Here is a 21,448-nt window from a genome sequence, read left to right on the forward strand (position 1 = left end):
GTGCGACGTTATTTTAGCCAACCGTATGGTGCCTGAGCTGGAAGATGTCGCGAGTAAAGTCTATACCCGTGACTTGTTTGGTAACGACTAAGCTTATCAACCTGAAATAGATTGGTCATCGAATTGGCCAATCTATGCGTCAAGTCCCCGTATTGTCGCTAAAACCCTATCTATTTTGTGCTAAATGCCACAATTACTCATTTTATTCGCTGATTTTGCAAGAATCGCTAAGAAATGCCTTTTCCCCTTTGCTAGCATCAGCTGATCTACTTAAATAAACTGGCTTTTTGTCATGCAAAAAATAATAAAAAAACAAATGGATAGTTTTGTGACTTATCAAAAAGAGGGAACAATCGATTTTTGGCAGGTTATTAATGATTTTATTCAAGGGAAAATTGATGGCAAAAATTTAGGTAGTGGCAATATCGATAGAAGTGTTGCACGTATTAATATTGATGGTCGGAATTTTATTATTAAGTGTGAAAAAGAGCGTGATAAACGCCTTGAAAAGAGAATAATGCGCATTATCTCTGGGCCTTTTTATTCAACCTTATTAAAACGCTTAGTTGTCGCTCAAAATAAAGGCTGTACTGTTACAAATGATATTTACTTTGTGGCTGAAAAAATAAAATGCCGTGAATCAATCGAAACGTGGATTATTGCTGAGTATGTAGAAGGGACAGTACTCTCTGAGCTTGACGATATCACGCCTTACTATGAGGAGATGAAATCGGTCATTCATCAGTTACATCAATACGGGTTATCTTCTAATGATGTCCATACGGGGAATTTTGTTTTAACGGACAATGGATTGAAAGTCATTGATTTATCAGATTATGGTAATTTGTCTATTTGCAAAGCTAATGACTTAATTGCTTTACAACGTTTTTACGGTATCGAACCTGATCACAAAAACCTTATCTATCGATTTATTCGTTTCAGGGATAACTTTCGCCATTGGTCGAGAAAACTTAGAGGAAAGAAAACGCGGTTATAACTTAGCGACTTTATTTTCTTTATCAATAAGTGATTAATTTAGCTGGTAAATGGCATCTAAAAATTCAGGGATAAAACTGCCTGTACCGTGGCACCGTCGTGTCGCTGTTTCTCCTGCTTGTTTCATTAATGCGCATGCTGTTGCAACATGCTGTAAACGGTCGCCAGTTAAGGTACAAAATGCGCCAACAACAGCAGAAAGCGCACACCCAGTGCCAACCACTCGAGTCATTAATGGATGACCCCCTATGACGGCAATCGTTCGCGCCCCATCGGTGATGTAGTCAACTTCGCCGCTAATTGCCACGATTGTAGCCGTTTTTCGCGCTAATAACTGAGCTGCCGGTAGCGCATCACTCGTGGTATTCAGGGAATCAACCCCCCTCCCACCAAGGCTTTCACCGGCTAATGCCATGATTTCGGATGCATTGCCACGAATAGCGGCGGGTTTTAGTGTGAGTAGCTCTTGACAAAATTGTGTCCGAAAACTCAGCGCCCCCACGGCAACAGGGTCTAACACCCATGGCTTATTGGCAGCATTAGCACTCTGTACCGCTAAACGCATAGCATGCTGCCGCGGTGCAGTTAGCGTGCCTACATTGATTAATAACCCACTGGCTATGGCAGCAAATTGCTCCGCTTCTTCGGGCTCAATGACCATGGCGGGGGAACAACCCAAGGCAAGAAGTACATTGGCTGTAAAGGTTTGAACGACATCATTGGTCATGCAGTGGACAAGGGGAGAGGCAGACTTAAGTTGCTGTAATATATTTGATTTTGTTACGTTGTCGATACTTTCAAATTCAGCCATGTGCCCCTCTCGCATAATGGAAACTGTAGAATAACTCATGCAGTTTACAGGTTATAATCATTAATGAAATAGCTTAATAATCAGAAAGATAGTTTTGTATCACCATCCCCCCAGCCCCTTGAGCGACAATTTCATAAGAGTCATTTGCTGGGTAAATACGTGTTTTAATATGCGGGAAAATAGACAGTTTGTCTTCAATGGATTTTTTAGTCACCGCAAAAAAGTGGTTTTTAGGTGTTAATGTGCCCCCGCATACAACGACATCCGCTTGCGTGATCAAAACGGCATTAGCAATCGCAATACCATAATAATAGGCAGCTTCTTCAAGTGCCTCAAGACACAATGCATCATTCAAGGTTAACGCTTTGAAAATAATATGGTAATTAATCTCAGATTCATGATTAACTAATTCATTGATAACTGAGGGCTTTCCTAAGCGAAGTTGTTTTATTATTCGGGTTTTAATCGCAGATAGTGAGCTATACTGCTTTAAACAACCAAATGACCCACATTCACAGCGTTGGCCATTGATATCAATCGTGGTGTGACCAAATGCTTGGGCGGTACTGATAGGCGCAGGGGCGTAGTGATTATTAATTATGGTGCAGCTGCGGATGTCAGTATCACAAGTAGTGAATAAAAACCTTTGGCTATCAGAGGTATAGCGTAAGCGATATTCAGCAAAAGCCGCAAAGCTGATCCCACTCCCAAGTAATACAAAGCAAGGTACTTTGTCAGTAATATAACGATATAGCTCTTGTATCCGGGCGCTATATTGGTGATAAGGTAGTTTATCGCGCTCTAAAATATGGTCGATAGCAATCCCTATGCCAAGCAAGCTTTCAAGCTTGAGATGGTGTTCCTCAAGCAGGGTGTTAACCTTATTTAGCAGATGATCTAGCATGTTTTCTGCTGTTTCTAAGTGTTCATATTTCACTTTGACCATGCCTAAAATATCCAGCTTTAGGTTTTGTAAAACAATGGTCGAGTAGATATCACTCATTTCAATCCCAACTAAATAACCATCAGCAGGGTTGATGCTATACAGAATGGGTTTACGCCCACCAGTTGATTCTCCGAGTTCTGAGGTCGAAATTAATTGGCATTTACTCAGCTCATCAAGCAGCCTTGCACAGGTGGCAGGCTTCATACTGGCCAATGATGCCAAGGTTTCAGCTCTAATTGGACCATGGTTAAGAATCAACCGATAGAGGACTTTGAGTTTTTGTGTTTTTGAATTTTTTGAGGTGCGAAATTCATTTAATAGTGTATGTAACAAGCGCCCCGCTCCTTTCTATTGCCAACTCTTGCGCTAGAGATTAGCAAATCTACGCATAAAATACTGTTTCGTCCGACACATCATACCGAAATACTTTTTCTTAAAATGAGATTAAGATCGCTGTTCTGTTTTTAAATTGCTTTATGATCGATTTTAACAATTTTTAGTCGATGTCAATTTGGAGACCGCCATGCATCATACAAAAGATATTTTAGAAAGCTTGAGTTTTATTCAGTCTCGCACAGATATGAAACCTACTGTTGGCATTATTTTAGGGTCAGGATTAGGGCCATTCGCCGACACATTAGAAAATGCGGTACATATTCCTTATAGTGAAATTCCCCATTTTGCGAAATCAGAGGCGGTTGGTCATGCCAACGAGTTAGTCATAGGGACTATCGCAGGTAAAAATGTTGTTGCTATGAAAGGGCGTTTTCATTATTACGAAGGCTTTTCCCTTGATCAAGTCACTTTCCCTGTGCGTTTAATGAAAGCTCTGGGGGTCGAAAAACTGATTATTACTAATGCTTGCGGTGCAGTGAATACTGAGTTTAACCCAGGCGATCTGATGATTATCACAGACCATATTAATTTGACGGCGAACAACCCATTAATTGGGCCAAATAACCCTGAATTAGGTGTGCGCTTCTTGGATGTTAGCGAAGTCTATAACAAAGAGTTACGTCAAACGATTAAAGATGTTGCCACAGAGCAAGGGGTCAGTGTGCGTGAGGGCGTATATGCATGGTGGACAGGGCCAACTTATGAAACACCTGCCGAAATTCGCATGATCAGAACGTTAGGCGCTGACGCCGTTGGGATGTCTACTGTACCTGAAGCCTTGGTTGCTCACCATTCACAAATTAAAACAGTCGGGATTTCCTGCTTAACCAATATGGCGTGCGGTATTTTAGAACAACCTCTCAGCCATGACGAAGTGATTGAAACGGCAGAAAAAGTCAAAGCAACTTTCTTGAAGTTAGTGACAGGTGTGATTGAACGCTTCTAATTTTTTAAGCTTCTTTTTCTCAAAATAATATAAAGAATGTTGTAAGTATAGGCAGGATGAATATTGAAATGAAACTCAAAGGTTTAATTCTAGTTTCTTTAGGCGCTTGTAGTTATGGCATTCTTTCGACGTTAGTCATTCTAGCTTATCGTGCTGGGTATTCCCTTAATGATGTCATCGGTAGCCAAACGGTACTTGGTGCGATATTACTTTGGTTTTTTGTCGTCGTTGCCGCATGGGTAAAAAGAGTTCGTTTAGTCTGGCCAACGGGTCAGCAGGGGTTGTTGATGTTACTCACGGGGACAACAACAGGCTTAACGGGGCTACTGTATTATGCATCGCTACAGTATTTATCGCCTGCTCTTGGTGTTGTGTTATTTTTGCAATTTACCTGGATGGGGGTAGTAATTAATACGGTAGTGACGCGCCAAATACCGCCTTTCATGACGGTAATTTCTGTTGTCGTCATATTAATCGGAACAGTACTGGCGACAGGGTTACTGAATAGTGAAACGGTGGTGTTTCATTGGCTTGGTGTGTTATTAGGGCTATTAGCCGCATTATCAAATGCTATCCGCGTGTATGTCAGTGGGGCCTTAGCAATAAAAACTGACCCAATGATGCGTTCTGCAATTATGGTAACAGGCGGAGCTATTTTGACATCAATCGTTGTACCACCCACCTTTTTGCTAAGTGCTTCAACGTTTCAATCGTTATTTTTCTCTTATGGATTACCTCTCGCTTTTTTTGGTTCCTTTTTTGGTATGTGGATGTTTGCCAAGGGCACTCCACTTATTGGCACCAGCCTAGCGACCATTGTTAGCTCAATGCAACTTCCCGTTACTATTTTATTGTCTGTAACGGTATTGCATTTACCTCTTGAATTCATTCAGTTTGTTGGTGTTGTCGTCATTCTTATGGGTGTCGCCATTGCTGAGTTGAAAATAAAAACGAATAAATGTAACTCCAAACGGAGCTTCGTATGAATATTAAATCCCGCTTAAAAATCATGCTTTTTCTACAATATTTTGTCTGGGGAAGTTGGTTGATTACACTCGGCTCTTACATGATGAAAACATTGAGTTTCTCAGGTGCAGAAGTCGGTATGGTTTATAGTTCGAAAGGTGTAGCCGCTATTTTAATGCCCGGTATTATCGGGATAATTGCAGATAAATATATTCCAGCAAATCGGCTATATATGATTTGTCATTTGATTGGCGCTGCGGCTTTATTTTATGCAGCTACAGTAACCAACTCGACAGTGATGTTTTGGGTGATGCTGATTAATGCGATGGCTTTCATGCCAACCATTGCGCTTTCGAACAGTATTAGCTACTCATCATTAAGCCAATATCAGTTAGACTCGGTCAGTAATTTCCCGCCTATTCGTGTATTTGGTACCATTGGTTTTATTGTGGCGATGTGGAGTATTAGCTTATTGAAATTTGAGCTAAGTAGTATGCAACTTTATATTGCAGGTGGTTGTTCATTACTTTTAGCGCTTTATTCACTAACCTTGCCAAAAATTGATGTCAATAAAAAAGCCATTTCAAGTAGCTGGATCAGTAAGCTAGGTTTAGATGCGCTCGTTTTATTTAAAAAACCGATTATGGCGGTGTTTTTCTTATTCGCTATGTTACTTGGTGCTGTTTTACAAATCACCAATACGTTTGGTAACCCATTCTTGCATGATTTCGGCCTGAACCCGCTATACCAAGATAGCTTAGTTGTTCAGTACCCATCGATATTATTGTCGATTTCTCAGATGGCTGAAGTGGGTTTTATCTTAGCAATTCCCTTCTTCTTAAAACGCTATGGCATTAAAACAGTCATGTTATTGAGTATGTTTGCTTGGACATTAAGGTTTGGTTTCTTTGCGTTTGGTGACCCATCTGCGATTGGCTTAATGTTCTTAATCATGTCAATGATTGTTTATGGCTGTGCGTTTGATTTCTTCAATATTTCAGGGTCTATCTTTATCGAAAGAGAAGTCGACACAAGAATGCGGGCAAGTGCTCAAGGTTTATTTATGACGATGGTGAATGGCGTTGGTGCGTATTTTGGCGCTATTTTAAGTGGGTTAGTTGTCGATTATTATACGGTAGATGGGGTTAAAGATTGGCAAATGATTTGGTTGGTCTTTGCATCTTATACCGTAGTATTAGCGATAATATTCCAATTTACGTTCCATTATCATCACGATAAAAACACTGGCTTCAAAGAAGCCAAAGCCAATTAGTCAAAAGTGGCGTAAACCCCGTTCAATACGAGCGGGGATACCCGGATAAGCTGTTAAAAATTAAGCCAATCAATACAAGTACCAATTGGCTTAATTTTTTAGTTATTGAAGAGGGTTATTCAATATTCTGAATTTGTTCTCTCATTTGCTCAATCAATACTTTTAGCTCGACGGCAGAGTTAGTGACTTCGCTATTGATTGACTTCGACGCTAATGTATTTGATTCACGGTTAAATTCTTGCATCATAAAATCAAGGCGACGACCTGTTGCCTCTTTTTTCTTCAGAATATTACGTGTTTCTTTAACATGTGCTTCTAGGCGATCTAATTCTTCAGAAACATCAATACGCTGGGCTAACAAAATAAGCTCTTGCTCTAAACGGTTGTTATCCACTTGGATTTCCGCTTCTTCAAGCTTGCTGTGCAAGCGGTCACGTTGCCATTGTAAAATTTCAGGCATATGTTGGCGGACTTTAGCTACTTCAACCAGTACACCATCGAGGCGTTGTTCGATTAATGCATGCAGTGACGCGCCTTCAGCTTCACGGCTTTGAATGAAAGCATCAATGGTTTCATCTAAGCCTGCCATTAATTGTTCGCTAATGGCGTCTAAATCTTGCTCACCTGCTGACATCACCCCAGGCCAACGTAAAATTTCCAATGGGTTAATTTCACCTTCATGGCTATAATTTTTTACCCAATTAGCGGCACTAATTAATTGGCGAGCAAGCCCCTCATTAAGAATTAATTCACCACGATTTGCCCCATCTAGCTCAAAACGCAGGTTACATTCTACTTTTCCTCGAGTTAGGCGAGAACGTAAACGCTCACGTATAACCGGTTCAAGGCTTCTAAATTGCTCAGGTAAGCGAATATAGGTTTCTAAATAGCGTTGGTTTACGGAACGCAGCTCCCAGGCCGCACTCCCCCATTCACCCTTGATATCACGGCGGGCAAAAGCGGTCATACTTCGGATCATAATTCGTTCCTATCATCATCAAATTAGGGGGATTATAACGCTATGAGGGATGACAGGATAGGCATTATCGCTTTAAGGACGTATAATGCGTCCCAATTTGAGTTGATAATGGAGATAACACCATGCGCCCAGCAGATAGACAAGCAGACCAAATGCGCCCGATTAATATCACGCGCAACTATACCAAGCATGCAGAAGGCTCTGTTCTTATTGAGTTTGGCGACACTAAGGTGTTATGTAATGCAACTGTTGAAGAAGGCGTTCCACGCTTTTTAAAAGGGCAGGGGCAAGGCTGGGTAACCGCTGAATATGGCATGTTACCGCGAGCCACTAATTCACGTAATCAACGAGAAGCGGCGAGAGGAAAACAAACAGGCCGCACGATGGAAATTCAGCGGTTAATTGCCCGCTCTTTACGAGCTGCGGTTGACTTGAAAAAATTAGGCGAATACACCATAACGCTAGATTGTGATGTGATCCAAGCCGATGGGGGTACTCGTACCGCTGCGATTTCAGGCGCTTGCGTTGCTTTAGTTGATGCTCTGAACAAAATGGTAGAGCAAGGTAAGCTAGCTAAGAGCCCATTAAAATCGATGGTTGCAGCAGTTTCTGTTGGAATTGTTAATCAAGAAGCACTGTGTGATCTTGAATATGTTGAAGACTCTGCCGCAGAAACCGATATGAATGTTGTTATGATGGATGACGGCCGTATGATTGAAGTACAAGGCACCGCAGAAGGTGAACCGTTCAGCCATGAGGAGTTACTCGCATTATTAGCACTTGCTAAAACGGGCTTAGAAACGATTTTTGAAGCTCAGCGAGAAGCGCTGAAATAAGTTAATGATTCGTTAGGCGGCTAAATAGTCGCCTTTTTTATGCTTAGAGATCGACCCTTGTTTTTAAGTACGGTACTTATAACAAATAGTCTCTAATTCGTTTTGTCAGATATTAAACAGTAATCCATGAGGAGAATGACCAATGAAAGCCTATCAGCGCGATTTTATTGAACTTGCCATGAAAAAACAGGTGCTTAAATTTGGTGAGTTTACGCTGAAATCAGGTCGCAAAAGCCCTTATTTTTTTAATGCAGGGCTATTTAATACGGGACGTGATTTGGCACTTGTCGGTCGTTTTTATGCGCAAGCGCTACAAGATAGCGCAATAGAATGTGATGTCATTTTTGGGCCAGCGTATAAAGGTATCCCAATCGCAACGACAACCGCAGTCGCACTAGCAGAACACCATGATATTGATATGCCATATTGCTTTAATCGTAAAGAAGCAAAAGATCATGGCGAAGGGGGCATACTCGTGGGGAGCCCATTACAGGGAAAAGTCGTGGTCGTTGATGATGTGATTACCGCGGGGACCGCTATCCGTGAGTCTATGGAAATTATTAAACAGCATAAAGCGACGTTGAATGGTGTTTTATTGTCCCTTGACCGTCAAGAAAAAGGCAAAAGTGAAATTTCAGCGGTACAGGAAGTTGAACGCGATTATCACTGCAAGGTTTATTCAATCATTACGATGAGTGATTTAATTACCTATCTTTCTGAAAAAGAGGGAATGCAGGAACATTTAGTGGCAATGAAGGCTTACCGAGAACAATACGGAATTGAATAAAAAAATCCCCGCGCCCAATAACGGGCGGGGTGAGTAGTATAAATAATCGGTTATTGTAACTGAGCTAGAATTAAAGGCCAGCGTGCTTCGAACTCCACCGTTGGCCGATAACGAAATTCAGAGCGTACAAAACGTGAGAGCATACCTTCACAAAAGGCTAATAGTTGAGAGGCAAGTAATGACTCATCATGGATAAACCCATGACCATCACGTATTTTTTTCTCTTTCAACACCTGCCGTAATTGCGATTCAATACGTTCAAACAATTGGTTAATACGGTCTTGTAGCCTATCTTGCTCAAACATTAACGCATGACCAGTCATTATACGCGTTAGCCCTGGGTTTTTCTCTGAAAAGCCTAGAACTAGCGCTAATATTAACTTGATTCTGATAATAGTATCTTTTTCATCATTTAAAATCAGATTGATGCGCGAAACCAGTGAGTCTTCTATAAACCCAATGAGGCTATCGAACATTTTCATTTTACTTGGAAAATGACGATATAGCGCAGCTTCTGACACACCAACGGTGGCCGCAAGTTTTGCCGTTGTAATACGCTGGCTACCATCACTACTTTCTAACATTAACGCAAGAGCTTGTAAGATCTCATCACGCCTGTTACGTTTTTTTGTTGTCGCTTTTTCTGCCATGTCTAATAAGACCCCTGCTAAAACAGCAAAACAAACTATCCAAAATTTTGCTTTTAGTAAAGAGACTTACGCAGCAAAATAGGTTTTAAAAATGTAGAGTTTATAAGCAATTTTGAGCTTTTCCCTGTTGTTGATTATATGACTGATTGTTTTTATTGATAAATATAGAACCTAGTGTCGGTTCTATATAGCATATTAAACATCAGGGGGTTTTATTTATTGACGGCCAGAATGACCAAAGCCACCTGCACCGCGCTCAGTTGCATCAAAATCATCAACAATATTAAATTCAGCTTGAACAACGGGAACAAACACCATTTGTGCCATACGCTCACCAGGTTCAACTGTAAAAGATTTATCGCTACGGTTCCATACAGAGACCATAAGCTGCCCTTGGTAATCGGAGTCAATCAACCCAACTAGATTACCAAGTACCACCCCGTGTTTATGACCTAAGCCTGAACGAGGTAAAATCACAGCAGCAAGGTTTTCATCTGCTATATGAATAGCTAAACCTGTTGGAATCAATTCTGTTTGACCCGGTGCTAAGTCGATCGGTGCGTCAAGGCATGCACGTAAATCTAAACCGGCAGAGCCTGTAGTTGCATAGGTCGGCAGAGGAAATTCAGTACCGATACGGCTATCAAGAATTTTTAGGTCAATTTTTTTCATAACGTTGAAGTATCTCGTCAAGTAAGTAGTGGCTTAATTCAGTTTTACTGCAATGAGGCAAACGAGTATCACCATTGCTATCAAAAAGGTGTAATGCATTGTTATCGCTATTAAACCCGTTATCCGCAAGGGATACATCATTGGCACAAATTAAATCTAATTGTTTTTGTTGCCGTTTTTGGCGTGCATATTCTTCCACATTTTGGGTTTCTGCTGCAAACCCAACAACATAGGGCCTGTTTTGTTTCAGGTTGCCCACACTCGCTACGATATCTGGGTTTTTGACCAGTGTAATCATAACTTCATCGCCTTGTTTTTTTATTTTATTTTCGGCGATCGTTTTGGCGCGATAATCTGCAACGGCAGCACACCCAATAAAAATATTTTGTTCAGCAATGGTTTGATGCACTTTATCATACATATCTAAACCACTAATGACGTCGATTCGATTAACCCCTGTTGGAGTTTCAAGGTTTACAGGGCCTGCAATTAATGTCACTTCGGCACCACGTTGACTAGCTGCTTGTGCAATAGCAAACCCCATTTTCCCTGAACTGTGATTACTGATAAAACGAACAGGGTCCAATGCTTCACGTGTTGGGCCCGCGGTAATCATCAATTTAATGCCTTGTAAGTCAAGCTTAGGGTTGAAATGTTCAGCTGCGAGACGAACGATTGCTAATGGGTCAAGCATACGGCCTGGGCCAATATCACCACAAGCTTGGTTACCGTCATCCGGCCCCCAAATCATACATTGGCGTTGTTGCAATCTGATTAAATTGTCTTGTGTGGCGCTCGCCCGATACATTTGTTGATTCATGGCTGGCACAACGGCAATAGGAGCTGAAGAGGCGAGACAGACCGTCGTTAGTAAGTCATTTGCCATTCCAGCACTAAGTTTAGCAATTAAATCCGCAGTTGCTGGTGCTAAAATAATTATATCAGCCCATTTAGCCAATTCAATGTGACCCATTGCGGCCTCTGCTGCTGGGTCTAACAGGTCATCAGAAACAGGATGCCCTGAAACAGCTTGCAAAGTTAAAGGGGTAATAAAGGCCTTTGCGCCCTGAGTCATGACGACTCGCACTACTGCACCTTGATCACGCAAGCGACGTGTCAGCTCAGGGATTTTATAGGCAGCGATGCCCCCGCTGATCCCAATAACTACCTGCTTACCTAATAGTGATAGCTGATTCATTATTTTTATCCGATTCGCTCAATGTGGAAGGCATATTACCACATCATCAGTTTAGGTGGCGCGCTCGATTTGACATCAGATTGTTATTTTTGCGAAGCGTTACTCAAACACGGATAGGCAGGCTTGTTAACGTTTTCTAAGCTATATAAAAAGGTTCGAAAAGGGTTTTGGGGCGAAGGAATAAAGGGATGAGAGAACATCAGGAGTTACCACCGAGGGAAAAACTACTTGCATACGGGGCCGCCTCATTATCGGATGCGGAACTATTAGCGATTTTCTTGCGAACAGGAAGCCAAGGGGAACCCGTTTTACAGTTAGCCAAACGTATGATCAAAGAATTTGGTTCCTTATATTTACTCATCCAAGCTGATTACGAAAAGTTGATGCAGTGTAAAGGTATGGGGAACTGTAAATTTACACAGTTACAAGCCATAAGTGAATTGGCTCGTCGTTTTTTTTCTGAGCAATTTTTACATGAAGATGTAATGAGCGGGCCTGAATTATTGAAGTCAAAGTTGTTAGATTTGTTTGCGGGCCGGGAGCGTGAGGTTTTTATTGTTTTGTTTTTAAATAATCAAAATCAAATTATTTGCCATGAAGAAATGTTTAAAGGCACATTAAATAGAGTTGAGGTACATCCGAGGGAAATTATTCGCTTTGCTATTAAAATGAATGCTAGCGCAATTATACTGGCTCATAACCATCCTTCGGGTAATCCTGAACCGAGTATGGCTGATAAACAAGTTACTGAACAAATTCAACAAGCTTGCTCTCTTATGGGCGTGAAATTACTTGACCATTTTGTAGTCGGGCACAAACAATGCGTCTCATTTGTAGAGCGGGGATGGCTATAAAATTATTTTTTTGCCTAAAAAATGACAACTTTCGTTGTGTTGGGCTTGAGTGAAATCGATTGAAAGCGTATACTACGCCACCTTTAAGGATCTTGGGTTTGGCGAGAAGGGCCTATCTCAGTAAATTTTTTACTCAGGTATAAACGGTTTTTTCAGTCAATGAAAGTTTGCTGAGATGGGCTCCTAAGCCTGACGAGGCGGCCATACCCAGAACAAAAAAGCTCGAGCTGATTAGATTTTTGGAGAATAGACATGTCACGAGTCTGCCAAGTTACTGGCAAGCGTCCAATGAGCGGTAACAACCGTTCACACGCATTAAACGCGACCAAACGTCGTTTTTTGCCAAACCTGCACTCTCACCGTTTCTGGGTTGAGTCTGAGAAACGTTTCGTAACACTGCGTGTATCTGCTAAAGGTATGCGTGTGATCGATAAAAAGGGAATTGATGCGGTTCTTGCTGAACTGCGTGCCCGTGGTGAGAAGTACTAAGGAGCTAAAAAATGGCTAAAGGTATTCGCGAGAAAATCAAGCTGGTCTCTTCTGAAGGTACAGGTCATTTCTATACCACTACGAAGAACAAGCGCACAATGCCAGAAAAACTGGAAATGAAAAAATTCGATCCAGTTGTTCGTAAGCATGTGATCTACAAAGAAGCAAAAATCAAGTAATTTTGCTATCTGCGTTAAAAACTCAGCTTCGGCTGAGTTTTTTTTTGCTTAAAAATTGGTTAGTTACGGATATGCGCATTCGAGGCTATGACCATTATTCTGAAAGTAGTAACATAGCTAGTAATTATTGAATTAATAATGATATTCGTTGTCAAATATCTATCGTCTTTTACACATAATATAGACCTGATTAAGAGTGCCTGGTGAAAAAACAGTTTAAAAAAATTCTTGTGATCAAGATGAGGTTTCATGGGGACATGCTGCTGACTACACCTGTTATCAGCTCATTAAAACACCAATATCCTGATGCAGAAATTGATGTTTTGCTTTATCAGGAGACCATTCCCATCCTCTCTGAAAACTCTGAAATCAATGCCTTATATGGCATGGCGAGTAAAAAAAGTTCTGGATTGAGTAAAGCCTGTAATTTTATCAAGCTAATGCTAAAGCTACGTAAAAATAAATACGATTTAGTTGTTAATTTAGCTGATCAGTGGTTGGTTAGCTTATTGGTTAGGGCTATCCCTGCTGAAATGAAAATCTCTCATCAATTTACTCATCGAGATTCTCAATATTGGCGTAACAGTTTTACTCATTTGACCCCACCTGAAGGGGAACATGTTGTTGTAAATAATTTATCCGTACTTAAGCCGTTAGAAATAAAAGAATTAAAAACGCATCTAACGATGTCATACTCGGCGCAAGATTGGAAAAATATTGACGAAAAGTTATTAAGCTTAGGCGTCCATAGTAGCTATGTGGTTATCCAACCAACAGCCCGTCAACTTTTTAAGTGTTGGGATAATGAAAAGTTCTCAGCGGTCATTGATGCACTGCAGTCTCGTGGTTACCAAGTTGTTTTGACTTCAGGGCCGAGTAAAGAAGACCTTGAATGTATTAATCAGATTGCAGATGGCTGTAATACAAAACCTGTTACTGAGCTTGCGGGGAAAACAACGTTCCCTGAGTTAGGGGCTCTTATTGCTCATGCCGCTTTATTTATTGGTGTGGATTCTGCGCCAATGCATATTGCTGCAGCGGTAAACACACCTATCGTGTGCCTTTTTGGCGCGACAAATCATATTTTTTGGCGCCCTTGGAGTGATAATGTTGTTCAATTCTGGGCTGGTGACTATGAATCGATGCCACCCAGAGATGAGCTAGACCGCAATAAAAAGTATTTATCCATTATTCCAGCGTTAGATGTAATTAACGCAACAGAAAAAATGTTACCCATGAATATCCGCTCCATGATGAAAAGGTATTAATATGAATGTGGCATTCTGCTTATATAAATATTTCCCGTATGGTGGTCTACAGCGGGATTTTCTGCGTATTGCTACTGAATGCCAGTCACGTGGTCACCATGTTCGAGTGTATACCCAATCATGGGACGGTGATCAGCCTGATGGCTTTGAAATTATCATTGTACCGGTGACATCAAACACGAATCATGGCCGTAATACTCAATATTGCCATTGGGTTTTAGACCATTTGCAGCATCACCCAGTAGACCGTATTGTCGGTTTTAATAAAATGCCCGGCTTAGATATCTATTACGCTGCTGATGTGTGCTATGCCCAAAAAGTTGCGGAAGAAAAAGGTTTCTTTTATAAGCTAACCCCGCGTTATAAGCATTACGCAGCATTTGAAAAAGCTGTTTTTGCAGTGGGTAAGCCCACCCAATTATTGATGTTAACGCCACATCAAATTAGCCATTTTAAAACGCATTATGGGACAGAGAACCAACGTTTCCATATGCTTCCTCCAGGTATTGCTAAAAGTATAAAATACGACCAGCAAATACCGAATGCGAAACAGGTCTATCGCCAAAAAAATCAAATACCAGAATCTGCATTTTTATTGTTGCAAGTGGGTTCTGATTTTAGGCGTAAAGGTGTTGATAGAACATTAAAAGCGGTTGCTGCGCTCCCTGAAGATATTAAAAAAAATACGCTGCTGATGGTGGTTGGGCAAGATAAACCAGCAAAATACCAACGTTTAGCTGAAACACTTGGGATTGGGCAGCAAGTTTCTTTCTTTAGTGGTCGTAATGATATTGCCGAATTAATGGCAGCTGCCGATATATTAATGCATCCAGCTTATCAAGAAGCAGCAGGTATTGTGTTATTAGAAGCTATTACTGCAGGATTACCTATTATAGTGACGGAAGTATGTGGCTACGCTTCATTTATTGAGCAAGCCCAATGCGGTATGGTTATCAAAGAACCATTTGAGCAATCAGCTTTAAACTTAGCATTAGAAAATAGCCTAAAAAATTCTGTTCAGCTTGTACAATGGGCTCGAAATGCACAGTATTTTGCAGATACAGAAGATTTGTATAGCCTACCAGAAAAGGCTGCGGATATTATTTTAGGGTGCTCAAATGATTGAATTGAAAACGCCTTTCAGTGAATTATGGAAAAATAAAGATCCATTTGTTGAAAGCGATAAATTACATGGTGAAGTCTTCCGTGCATTAGAGTCGCGTAAAACATTACGTTTTGAAATTGAAGGGCGAAGCTATTTTATAAAGATCCACTATGGCACAACACTAAAAGAAGTTTTAAAAAATCTATTTTCTTTCCGTTTACCTGTTTTAGGGGCTGATAGAGAATGGAATGCTATCCATCAACTTACTAAAGTGGGCGTTGATACTATGAATGGGCGGGCATTCGGGCAAAAAGGGCTTAACCCTCTTCGCCGACATTCATTTATTATCACTGAAGATTTGACCCCGACGGTGAGTTTAGAGGATTATTGTGCAAATTGGCTAGATGAGCCTCCGGCATTTCGTACCAAGCAAATGATTATTCGTCGGGTTGCGGACATGGTACGTAAGATGCACGCGACAGGTATTAACCACCGAGATTGCTATATTTGCCATTTTTTACTTCATTTACCTTTTACGGGCAATGAAGACGATTTAAAAATATCCGTTATTGACTTACATCGTGCACAACTTAGAAATTCGGTTCCCATTCGTTGGCGCAATAAAGATTTAATTGGGTTATATTATTCTTCATTGAACATTGGGCTAACTCAGCGTGATATTTTTCGGTTTATGAAGGTATACTTTGAGTTGCCGCTAAGAACAATTTTGCAGCGGGAAAGGCACTTAATAGCCAAAGCTGAAAGTAAAGCAGAGCAAATTAAAGAACGTACAATAAGAAAGTCATTGTAAATGAAATTGAGATAAGAGAGATAAACTAAATGTTTTTCAATAAGGACAATGCGATAACAAAGCAAATTGATTTATCCTCAACTGGCGCGGTCGTTAGTGATGATAGCTTGCATATTTCATATGGGATTGACCGTAATTTTCTATATGGCTGTGGAATTTCAATTGCATCTTTATTAAAAACAAATAGAGATATTTCTTTTTCATTTCATATTTTTACTGATTATTTTGACGATGAGCAAAGCCGCCTTTTTCAACAACTAGCTGAACAATATAAAACCAGTATTCAGGTTTATTTAGTTGATTGCGAACAACTAAAAACACTGCCAAGTACCAAAAATTGGTCATATGCTACGTATTTTAGATTTATTATTGCTGATTATTTTGCAAATCAGCTAGAAAGAATAATCTATATGGATGCGGATATTATGTGCCAGGGTTCATTGCAACCATTATTGAGTATTCAATTTACTGGTGATGAGATCGCAGCGGTGGTACCTGAAAGGGATATGGCTTGGTGGGAAAAAAGGGCAACAGCCTTAGGGGTACCTAGCATTACATCTGGGTATTTTAATGCTGGCTTTTTAGTCATTAATTTAGTTAATTGGGCTAAGTACAATATATCAGAGAAAGCAATGGAGTTACTTTCTCAAGAAGAAGTCAAAGCGAAAATATCGTATCTTGATCAAGATATTTTAAATATGCTACTGACGTGTAAAGTTATTTATTTAGATGGAAAATATAATACCCAATATAGTATAAACTACGAGCTTCAAAAGGGTAAAAAAGAGAACCCAATCACTTCAGAAACGGTATTAATTCATTATATTGGCCCAACTAAGCCTTGGCATGAATGGGCGAATTACTCAACAGCTCAGCCCTTTATTAATGCAAAAAACGCGTCACCATGGAAAGACATTCCGTTACTGAAGGCTAAAAGCAGTAATCATTTGCGTTACTGTGCGAAGCATATGTTTAACCAGGGGAAAATTCTCCTTGGTATAAAAAATAATCTTCAGTATTTTTGGGTTAAATTAAGTAAATAATAATTGGGTAAGTTATGTCGTTTTTAGAAAGAAATCAAAATATTCTCTCAAAGTATAATAAGGCTTTGGTGCTAATCTTTGTTGTCCTTTTTTTTGTGGAGAATGTAACCAGATATAAGCACATACTATTTTATTTGATGATAGCTACATCTTTGGTTTATCTATCTTTAGATACAAAAAAAGTGCTAAAAAGATTAAGCAACAAACTTTTATATTTAGTTGTCGCTTTTTCTTTTTTTCTTTATGTATCAATATCTTACTCGAATATATTAAGTGTGTCCATTAAAACTATTAACAATAATTTATTGAATTATGGAATACTAAGTTTATCACTTTTATTGCCGATTATTTTATATAGAGAAAGCCTAAAAGATATTTCAAAATTACTATTAACGAGTTTTACTTCATCGTTAGGCTTTGTTTTACTTGTTGAGTTATACCGCTACTACATAGCTTATCAGCAGGGTATTTTACCGTTTACTACCTACGATTTTAGGAATGTTTCAGATGCGTTAGTTTTCTTCTTTCCAATACTTCCTATTCTTTGGTATTTATTGCCTAAATCTAAACTTATTTATTTCTATATTTTAAGTATTGTATTTCTGTTTGTTTTACTTGGAACGCTAGCTCGAGGGGCATGGATTGCAGTTGCAGTCGCTGGGTTATTATTCTTGTGTTTTAAACGTCCTTGGAAGCTAATTGGGGTTGTATTATGCCTTTCGGTAATTTCGCTTGTTTCAATTAAATTACTTTATCCCGATACAAGTAAAAAACTATTTTATAAGTTGGAGCAGACAGATAGTTCTTACCGATATACTAATGGAACCCAAGGAACCGCTTTTGAGCTTATACTGGAAAATCCTATTATTGGATATGGTTTTGGTGATAAAATCTACCATGAAAAGTACAATAGTGTTGTAAAAACTCATCCGGAATGGAAATTTAAGCGGTCTATTGGACCCCATAATATTTGGCTTTATATTTGGTTTGGTGCGGGTATTTCTGGGCTAGCGATATTTAGTGCGGTATTTTTATCAATGTGCTATTCCTCAATGAAAGGGATAAAAAATAGTTCTGATGAACCAGAAGTTTACTTTGCCTTCATTGCATTGCTGTTAAGTCTTATTAGTTTTTATCTCGTTCGTGGGATGTTTGAACAAGTGGACCTTAAACCTTTAGGCGTTCTTTTAGGTTTTTTAATCGCCATGATGGGACATAGTTCAACTAAGCAGAAGAGAGTGTGCCATGAATAACCTGATAACAAATAAATATCTGCTAAATGATGGAGCTAATACTAGTAATGCTTCATTACCATGTCTTGATGTTATTTATGGTTCGGATGAAAACTATCAGTTTGGTGCGGGTGTTTCAGCGGTCTCTTTACTTATTAATAACCCAAATACGTTCTTCAGATTTCATTATTTTTTAGATAAAGTCAGTGCTAGCTTTTTAGAGAAGTTGAAGGTTATTTCTCATCAGTTTCCAGCTGAATTTTATATTTATGAATTGGATAATCAATTACTCAAAACATTGCCAGCTTCTGATATTTGGTCTTCAGCAATGTATTTTCGATTAGTTGCTTTAGATTATCTCTCAAAAGATTATGATTTTGCTTTATATTTGGATGCAGATGTTATCTGTAATGGCCAATTGAATTTGTCGGCTGATTTAATTAAAAATAAAGTTTGTGGTGTTATTGCCGACGACATCGGTGTAAGAACAAAAAGTGAAACACGGCTTCACACTCCAAAGTTAGCTGAGACCTATTTTAACTCGGGTGTTATGTTTGTGAACTTAAAAGAATGGCACGATAAACGAGTCACTCAGCAATCTTTCGAATTGTTATCTGCAGAAAATGCGAAACAACGATTTAAATACCCAGATCAAGATGTATTAAACCTTATTTTAAGGAATGACCTGATACTACTTGAACAGAAGTATAATACGGTTTATACACTAAAAAATGAACTGTATGACCGAACCCATCAAAAATATCAGACTATTATTTCACCTAAAACAGTTTTAATTCATTACACTGGTGTGAGCAAGCCTTGGCATACATGGGCGGACTATCCTTCTTCTCAGCCTTTTTATAAAGCATTAGCGCGATCACCTTGGACAAAGGATGATTTAAAGTGTGCCACTAAATTTGCTGAAAGGAAAAAAGAGTACAAGCACTTATTAAAGCAAGGCTCTTATTTATCAGGTATTTTGTCAGGCATATATTACTTGTTTGAAAAACACACAAAAAAAAGAAAATAATATGATGGTTAATAAGATTGTCTTAACAGTTTCACCTATATTTTCTATACCCCCTAAAAGTGCGGCTGCAATTGAATCGTGGATGTACAATGTCGCTAAACGATTAGACATTGAAAACCGAATCGTTTGTATACGAAATGATGGTTATACCGCTCATTCTGTTGTTAATGAGTATTGTGAAATTGAGCGTATTAGGTTTGGAAAAGTGTATACAAGACTATTTAAGAAATGGACAAGGTTAGACCCATATTCTTATGCCGATAGGATAGTCAAAATTAAACATCAATTTTCGCCAAATCCAAATGAAAGTGTTATTTTTGTTCACAATCATATTAAATCCTTCAAAAAAATAATTAAGAAAGAAGGACATAATAATGTTGTGTTACACATGCATAATTTGTACGAGCCTAAAGATGTCCCTGAAGATATAAAAATCATTGTGCCAAGCCATTTTATGAAAAATTGGTACAGAGAACGTTTACCAAATGCGCTTATTGAAGTTGTTCGTAATGGGTTTGATGGTGAAATTTATGCTCAGCCACCTGAGGTCAAGCGTGAGGATTTTGGGCTAACAGCAGAAGATAAAATAGTTTTATTCGCTGGCCGGATCGCTAGAGATAAAGGGTTACTTGAATTAATGCAGGCGTGCGAGACTTTCTTTAAAGAAGACCCTCGTCATAAGCTCGTCATTGTAGGTGACCCAAATGCTGCATTAAAAGGTGAACTAGCGCAATATCAAGACGAAGTAAAAGATTATGCAAAAAATTTGGGTGAGCAGTGCATTTTCTTAGGTGGTGTTCATCCTGAAAAAATTCGGCACTATTATTCTCTTGCAGATTTGATTGCTGTACCCTCCATCGCTCCAGAGCCATTTTGTATGGTTGCATTAGAGGCGATGGCTTCGGGTCGCCCTGTGATAGCGAGCCAGCGAGGAGCAATGGTAGAGTTTATTTCCCATAATGAAACTGGGTTTATTTTCAGGGAGCCGCTTTCGCCTTTGAGTATGGCGGAGGATATTATTAGCGCGTTAAATCACCCAAATAGCCAAGAAATAGCCTATCATGCTAAAAAATATGCTTATGATAATTTCACTTGGGAAATTGTTAGAGATGAGTTCATGAGGGTAATTGCGAAATGGTATCCCTAATCGAGAAATGCGAGTTTATATATGCCAGAACTACCAGAAGTCGAAACAAGCCGTCGTGGTATCGAACCCCATTTGGTTGGTAATACAATATCTTATGCCATTGTACGTAACGGTCGTTTACGTTGGCCAGTTAGTGAACAAATTAAAAGTTTATCAGATGAAGCGGTTTTGAGTGTTCAACGCCGTGCAAAATATTTGCTGATTGAATTGCAAACAGGGTGGATTATTGTACATCTTGGTATGTCTGGTAGTGTCCGAATTTTAACGGAAGAATTACCTGAAGAAAAACATGACCATGTAGACCTCATTATGCGTGATGGCAAAGTACTTCGCTATACCGACCCTCGGCGTTTCGGCGCTTGGCTTTGGTGTGATGACTTAGAAACCAGCTCTGTACTTGCGCATTTAGGCCCTGAACCGCTATCTGATGCTTTTAATCCTCACTATCTTTATGAATTAGCTCAAAAAAAGAAAGTTGCTATCAAGCCTTGGTTAATGGATAACAAAGTTGTAGTTGGTGTTGGTAATATTTATGCTAATGAAGCCTTATTTGCGGCAAAAATTTCACCCGAAAAAATTACCAATACACTAACTTTGGAAGAGGTTGCTGAATTAGTTCAACAAATTAAAAAAGTTTTACAGCGCTCTATCGAACAAGGTGGCACAACGTTGAAAGATTTTTTGCAATCGGATGGTAAGCCGGGCTACTTTGCTCAAGAGCTGTTCGTGTATGGCAAAAAAGGCGAACCCTGTTCAATGTGTGGAACACCAATTGAAAGTATTAAACAGGGCCAACGTAGCACCTTTTTTTGCCCGCAATGCCAAAAGTAGTAG

General features: G+C 39.5%; 24 protein-coding genes. 18 read left to right on the forward strand and 6 right to left on the reverse strand.

From position 1 onward, the window contains the following. Together ACPEH5_RS21465 and ACPEH5_RS21470 are read left to right on the forward strand one after the other, a co-directional pair. A partial coding sequence (locus tag ACPEH5_RS21465) for a hypothetical protein (RefSeq protein ID WP_272663829.1) occupies positions 1 to 91 on the forward strand: 91 nt, incomplete at its 5' end. Positions 92 to 292: 201 nt separating this feature from the next. Next, positions 293 to 997, forward strand: a complete 705-nt coding sequence (locus tag ACPEH5_RS21470; protein ID WP_129467284.1) for a lipopolysaccharide core heptose(II) kinase RfaY — start codon at positions 293 to 295, stop codon at positions 995 to 997. Positions 998 to 1,030: 33 nt separating this feature from the next. Here the strand turns inward: ACPEH5_RS21470 and thiM are convergent, their stop codons facing one another. Then, positions 1,031 to 1,807, reverse strand: coding sequence for a hydroxyethylthiazole kinase (gene thiM, locus ACPEH5_RS21475; RefSeq protein WP_080972684.1), 777 nt, complete (start codon positions 1,805 to 1,807; stop codon positions 1,031 to 1,033). A gap of 73 nt (positions 1,808 to 1,880) precedes the next feature. After that, complete coding sequence (locus ACPEH5_RS21480) at positions 1,881 to 3,086, reverse strand: ROK family protein (RefSeq protein WP_048605685.1); 1,206 nt, start codon at positions 3,084 to 3,086, stop codon at positions 1,881 to 1,883. A gap of 190 nt (positions 3,087 to 3,276) precedes the next feature. Between ACPEH5_RS21480 and ACPEH5_RS21485 the strand changes: the two genes are divergently transcribed. The 3 genes from ACPEH5_RS21485 to ACPEH5_RS21495 all read left to right on the forward strand — a co-directional run bounded on the left by ACPEH5_RS21485 (position 3,277) and on the right by ACPEH5_RS21495 (position 6,334). Beyond that, positions 3,277 to 4,095, forward strand: a complete 819-nt coding sequence (locus tag ACPEH5_RS21485) for a purine-nucleoside phosphorylase (protein ID WP_048605686.1) — start codon at positions 3,277 to 3,279, stop codon at positions 4,093 to 4,095. A 68-nt stretch (positions 4,096 to 4,163) separates the two neighbouring features. Continuing rightward, on the forward strand, positions 4,164 to 5,081 hold the full coding sequence (locus tag ACPEH5_RS21490) for a DMT family transporter (RefSeq protein ID WP_048605754.1): 918 nt from the start codon (positions 4,164 to 4,166) through the stop codon (positions 5,079 to 5,081). Then, positions 5,078 to 6,334 carry a nucleoside permease gene (locus ACPEH5_RS21495; RefSeq protein ID WP_048605687.1) on the forward strand — a complete coding sequence of 419 codons (1,257 nt, stop codon included), beginning with the start codon at positions 5,078 to 5,080 and terminating at the stop codon, positions 6,332 to 6,334. Before ACPEH5_RS21490 ends, ACPEH5_RS21495 begins: the two co-directional genes overlap by 4 nt. Before the next feature lie 115 nt (positions 6,335 to 6,449). On the opposite strand, the gene ACPEH5_RS21500 is transcribed toward ACPEH5_RS21495, so the two are convergent. Next, entirely contained in the window at positions 6,450 to 7,313 is an 864-nt protein-coding gene (locus ACPEH5_RS21500) for a YicC/YloC family endoribonuclease (RefSeq protein WP_042846745.1), read from the reverse strand. A gap of 122 nt (positions 7,314 to 7,435) precedes the next feature. Between ACPEH5_RS21500 and rph the strand changes: the two genes are divergently transcribed. Both rph and pyrE read left to right on the forward strand, forming a co-directional pair. Continuing rightward, positions 7,436 to 8,149, forward strand: coding sequence for a ribonuclease PH (rph, locus tag ACPEH5_RS21505; RefSeq protein ID WP_042846744.1), 714 nt, complete (start codon positions 7,436 to 7,438; stop codon positions 8,147 to 8,149). Positions 8,150 to 8,291: 142 nt separating this feature from the next. After that, positions 8,292 to 8,936: an orotate phosphoribosyltransferase gene (gene pyrE, locus ACPEH5_RS21510; RefSeq protein WP_042846743.1), complete on the forward strand. Its 645-nt coding sequence runs from the start codon at positions 8,292 to 8,294 to the stop codon at positions 8,934 to 8,936. 50 nt (positions 8,937 to 8,986) lie between these two features. On the opposite strand, the gene slmA is transcribed toward pyrE, so the two are convergent. The 3 genes from slmA to coaBC form a co-directional block, all read right to left on the reverse strand. After that, positions 8,987 to 9,586, reverse strand: coding sequence for a nucleoid occlusion factor SlmA (gene slmA, locus ACPEH5_RS21515; protein ID WP_042846742.1), 600 nt, complete (start codon positions 9,584 to 9,586; stop codon positions 8,987 to 8,989). A 216-nt stretch (positions 9,587 to 9,802) separates the two neighbouring features. After that, on the reverse strand, positions 9,803 to 10,258 hold the full coding sequence (gene dut, locus ACPEH5_RS21520; RefSeq protein WP_042846741.1) for a dUTP diphosphatase: 456 nt from the start codon (positions 10,256 to 10,258) through the stop codon (positions 9,803 to 9,805). Beyond that, positions 10,245 to 11,456, reverse strand: a complete 1,212-nt coding sequence (coaBC, locus tag ACPEH5_RS21525) for a bifunctional phosphopantothenoylcysteine decarboxylase/phosphopantothenate--cysteine ligase CoaBC (RefSeq protein WP_048605688.1) — start codon at positions 11,454 to 11,456, stop codon at positions 10,245 to 10,247. The genes dut and coaBC overlap by 14 nt, the downstream gene beginning before the upstream one ends. 188 nt (positions 11,457 to 11,644) lie before the next feature. On the opposite strand from coaBC, the gene radC reads away from it, so the two are divergent. The 11 genes from radC (at position 11,645) to mutM (ending at position 21,445) form a co-directional block, all read left to right on the forward strand. Further along, complete coding sequence (gene radC / locus ACPEH5_RS21530; protein ID WP_042846739.1) at positions 11,645 to 12,310, forward strand: RadC family protein; 666 nt, start codon at positions 11,645 to 11,647, stop codon at positions 12,308 to 12,310. A 252-nt stretch (positions 12,311 to 12,562) separates the two neighbouring features. Next, positions 12,563 to 12,799, forward strand: a complete 237-nt coding sequence (rpmB, locus tag ACPEH5_RS21535) for a 50S ribosomal protein L28 (RefSeq protein WP_042846738.1) — start codon at positions 12,563 to 12,565, stop codon at positions 12,797 to 12,799. Between the two features lie 11 nt (positions 12,800 to 12,810). Further along, a complete protein-coding gene (rpmG, locus tag ACPEH5_RS21540; RefSeq protein WP_004924244.1) occupies positions 12,811 to 12,978 on the forward strand; it encodes a 50S ribosomal protein L33 in 168 nt (55 codons plus the stop codon). 203 nt (positions 12,979 to 13,181) lie between these two features. Then, positions 13,182 to 14,246 (forward strand): lipopolysaccharide core heptosyltransferase RfaQ, encoded by a 1,065-nt coding sequence (gene rfaQ / locus ACPEH5_RS21545; protein ID WP_042846737.1) that lies wholly within the window; start codon positions 13,182 to 13,184, stop codon positions 14,244 to 14,246. Position 14,247: 1 nt separating this feature from the next. Continuing rightward, positions 14,248 to 15,372 carry a glycosyltransferase family 4 protein gene (locus ACPEH5_RS21550; protein WP_042846736.1) on the forward strand — a complete coding sequence of 375 codons (1,125 nt, stop codon included), beginning with the start codon at positions 14,248 to 14,250 and terminating at the stop codon, positions 15,370 to 15,372. Beyond that, positions 15,365 to 16,162, forward strand: coding sequence for a lipopolysaccharide core heptose(I) kinase RfaP (rfaP, locus tag ACPEH5_RS21555; protein ID WP_166685536.1), 798 nt, complete (start codon positions 15,365 to 15,367; stop codon positions 16,160 to 16,162). Before ACPEH5_RS21550 ends, rfaP begins: the two co-directional genes overlap by 8 nt. Positions 16,163 to 16,191: 29 nt before the next feature. After that, entirely contained in the window at positions 16,192 to 17,205 is a 1,014-nt protein-coding gene (waaO, locus tag ACPEH5_RS21560) for a lipopolysaccharide 3-alpha-galactosyltransferase (protein ID WP_166686672.1), read from the forward strand. A gap of 14 nt (positions 17,206 to 17,219) precedes the next feature. Beyond that, a complete protein-coding gene (gene rfaL / locus ACPEH5_RS21565) occupies positions 17,220 to 18,458 on the forward strand; it encodes an O-antigen ligase RfaL (RefSeq protein WP_166686671.1) in 1,239 nt (412 codons plus the stop codon). Beyond that, positions 18,451 to 19,467, forward strand: coding sequence for a glycosyltransferase family 8 protein (locus ACPEH5_RS21570; protein WP_166686670.1), 1,017 nt, complete (start codon positions 18,451 to 18,453; stop codon positions 19,465 to 19,467). The genes rfaL and ACPEH5_RS21570 overlap by 8 nt, the downstream gene beginning before the upstream one ends. 1 nt (position 19,468) lies before the next feature. After that, positions 19,469 to 20,614: a glycosyltransferase gene (locus ACPEH5_RS21575; RefSeq protein WP_226619026.1), complete on the forward strand. Its 1,146-nt coding sequence runs from the start codon at positions 19,469 to 19,471 to the stop codon at positions 20,612 to 20,614. A gap of 21 nt (positions 20,615 to 20,635) precedes the next feature. Then, a complete protein-coding gene (gene mutM / locus ACPEH5_RS21580) occupies positions 20,636 to 21,445 on the forward strand; it encodes a bifunctional DNA-formamidopyrimidine glycosylase/DNA-(apurinic or apyrimidinic site) lyase (RefSeq protein WP_042846728.1) in 810 nt (269 codons plus the stop codon). Positions 21,446 to 21,448 lie beyond the last annotated feature (3 nt).

This window comes from Providencia sp. NPDC089933 (assembly GCF_049545585.1).
GTDB classification, from domain to species: domain Bacteria; phylum Pseudomonadota; class Gammaproteobacteria; order Enterobacterales; family Enterobacteriaceae; genus Providencia; species Providencia huashanensis.